Source organism: Aquiflexum sp. (genome assembly GCF_977115555.1).
In genome coordinates, this window is sequence record NZ_CDSBKL010000498.1 from 1 (window position 1) to 2,632 (window position 2,632).

Annotated in this window: 3 protein-coding genes and 1 pseudogene; 2 read left to right on the plus strand and 2 right to left on the minus strand. The window is 40.6% G+C overall.

The genetic code is table 11. The features are described 5' to 3' along the window. Window positions 1-587 (plus strand): annotated as a pseudogene (locus ACZFYI_RS18755) (Na+:solute symporter); the annotation flags it as partial. A 58-nt stretch (window positions 588-645) separates the two neighbouring features. Here the strand turns inward: ACZFYI_RS18755 and gldD are convergent. After that, the gene (gene gldD, locus ACZFYI_RS18760) at window positions 646-1,224 is read right to left on the minus strand and encodes a gliding motility lipoprotein GldD (protein WP_462525647.1); all 579 of its coding nucleotides are present in this window, start codon (window positions 1,222-1,224) and stop codon (window positions 646-648) included. A 78-nt stretch (window positions 1,225-1,302) separates the two neighbouring features. On the opposite strand from gldD, the gene ACZFYI_RS18765 reads away from it, so the two are divergent. After that, window positions 1,303-1,833, plus strand: coding sequence for a DinB family protein (locus ACZFYI_RS18765; protein WP_462525648.1), 531 nt, complete (start codon window positions 1,303-1,305; stop codon window positions 1,831-1,833). 116 nt (window positions 1,834-1,949) lie between these two features. Here the strand turns inward: ACZFYI_RS18765 and ACZFYI_RS18770 are convergent, their stop codons facing one another. Next, complete coding sequence (locus ACZFYI_RS18770; RefSeq protein ID WP_462525649.1) at window positions 1,950-2,552, minus strand: nitroreductase family protein; 603 nt, start codon at window positions 2,550-2,552, stop codon at window positions 1,950-1,952. Window positions 2,553-2,632: the final 80 nt, after the last annotated feature.

Here is a 2,632-nt window from a genome sequence, read left to right on the forward strand (position 1 = left end):
TGTTGATGGTTTTTGCAGCAATCCTTGCTTTGGCACTTTCCAATGCTTTGGAAGCTTTCAATATTTTGCTTCAAATTGGAGCAGGAACAGGTTTGATATTCATCCTCAGATGGTTTTGGTGGAGAATCAATGCCTACACAGAGATTTTTGCCATGTTGATTTCATTTATTGTAGCCATCTTCTTTGAGGTAATCAATCCCAAAGTTGGATGGATTTTGATCCCTGAAAACCAAGCATACCTCAAATTGCTTTATGGCGTTGGAATTACCACGGTGGGTTGGGTATTGGTGACATTATTCACCAAGCCTGAAAAGGATGAAATCTTGCTTTCATTCTATAGGAAAGTAAGACCGGCTTCTTATGGATGGAAAAAGCTATTGGACAGGTACCCCAATGAAAAGCAGGAACAGGGGCAGTTGCCAATGGAAATCGGCTTGATGCTGGTAGGTTCAGTGATGGTGTATTCTGCTTTGTTTGCTGTTGGATTCTGGATCTACGGAAATGCAGTACCTGCAAGCATAGCAACTGTTGTAGCCATCGTCGGTGGAGCCATCATTATCAAGAGTTGGAAAAAATTGACTTTCTAAAAAACCTTCTTTGAAAGTGAAAGAAACCATCTATTCTTCAAAAGGGAATTGGATGGTTTTATTTTTTGAATTCCAGGGTATTGATCAGGTGGATCATATCCACTTTGATGTATTCAATGGAAGGTGAAAGAGAATCATTTTTCATGGCGGTATTAAAATACAAAGCTCCTCTCAGGAAATTTTTGGTTGAATCAGTGACAAAAAACTGAAACTGTGTAGGCACTTCACCTGAGAGTTCAGCCACCACTCCGGTATAGCCTTTCGGCGTCAGCATCATGGATTCCTCAATCCCATAGGCCTTGATCTGATGCTTTGCGGTAAGATTGATAGCGTCGTTGACGACTGTTTTGATGTCTTTACCTTCTGTGTTTAACGCTAAGTAAGTCAAGTGGACTTTTCCGCCCAAGGATTCATAATTTAGGTTGATCCAGGATTTTTCGGCTAGATTAAATGAGTCTGGTTCCACCTTGGCGTGGACCGAATGCTCAAAAGAATAAGGAACATCATTTTTTAAAGCTGTGAATTCCCTTTCCGGAAGATCGATGCGGTTATATCCTTTTGGCTTCGGAAGGTAATCCGACCCGCAACTTCCAAGAATAAAAATCAGAATCAATGAAATAAAATTTCTTTTTATCATGCCTCAAATTTATCAAAATGGTTTGATTAGCAGGGTTAAAAACAGATATTTATAGAACAACCAATAAATCAAATTTTTATGAAAGCCAGAAAAACAATTATCAAGACAGTGATGGTATTCTTCGCAATCATCTGCGTGCAGAATATCTCCTTAGCACAAACTACAATTGGAGAATTTGTAGCCAAATGGGACAATAGTAAGCAGTATACGCTTGAAGTTGTAGACAAAATGCCTGATAATCTTTTAGATTATAAGCCTGATGCCGGAGCAATGAGTTTCAACGAGCAGATCACCCATCTTTCAGGAGTAATGGTCATGATTGGTTCAAGGTTTTTGAAGGGTGAAGCTCCGAGTTTTGCTGCTGATGCCAAGCCTGCCACAAAAGCAGAATTGAAGGCTTTTGTCGAAAACTGTTATGCTTATGCCAAAACGACGGTAGGCAAACTCAGTGAGGCAGAATTGGCTGAAGTAGTCGAAATATTTGGGGGAACCGGATCAAGACGTCAGGTGATTGGCTTGATGGATGACCACACTACTCATCACCGTGGTGCTGCTATTTCTTACATCCGCGCCAATGGAATTGAACCTCCGGCATACAGAGGGATGTGATACTCCAAGGTAAAAAAAAGTTAGAGGTAAAAAGTAAAGGGTCTCCCACTTTTTTACTTTTTACCTCTTACCATTAACCTTTTTTCTATAAACCCTTGACTTCTCAATACTGAATTTTACCTAACCCATTCAGTTTTTTCTGAGGCCGGTTTTCTTTTTCCAATTGGCCAATTTTCGGTGGCAGGCTTAGCAATGTAGAAAAATCCCATCAACATGTCATCCTCTTCCAAGCCAAACCAAGGCTTGGCTTCCGGCCAAAACGTAGGCCCGCCGGTACCCCAAAATGCAGCCAATCCATGAGAGGAGGCAGTCAGATACATGTTTTGGACTGCCATGGCTACCGCAGCGATTTCCTCCATCACTGGAAGACCTGCCTTTGGATCATGTTTCATTTTGATGGCGATTATATGGGAGGCTTTCAAAGGATTTTCTTTGAACCTCATGTAGGCGGCTTCATTGAAATTGCCATTTTTGGTGGACCTTTCTTTGTATAATTCAGATTGGTAGTCCGCAAATTTCTGTCTTCCCTCACCTGAAAAGACTATGAAACTCCAAGGTTCAGTTAATTTGTGGGTAGGGGCCCAAGTGGCATTTTCCAATATTTCCTCGATGACCGCATCATCTACTGGATCATTTTCTTTGAATTGGGCAAAAAACATGGACCTGCGTCCACGGATGATTTTATTGACTTCTTCTACGTTGAAATCCGGCTTTTCCATAAAGGTTATTTTTGATTATTACTTTCAGGTCTGTAAATGCAAAAAAAAGGAAATTGGTTTCTTATTGGTAGGAAAAATAA

What these genes read in the sequence shown, in the direction of transcription:
- gldD (WP_462525647.1), bottom strand. Translation starts at nt 1,224, where the DNA reads ATGATAAAAAGAAATTTTATTTCATTGATTCTGATTTTTATTCTTGGA.
- ACZFYI_RS18770 (WP_462525649.1), bottom strand. Translation starts at nt 2,552, where the DNA reads ATGGAAAAGCCGGATTTCAACGTAGAAGAAGTCAATAAAATCATCCGT.
- ACZFYI_RS18765 (WP_462525648.1), top strand. Translation starts at nt 1,303, where the DNA reads ATGAAAGCCAGAAAAACAATTATCAAGACAGTGATGGTATTCTTCGCA.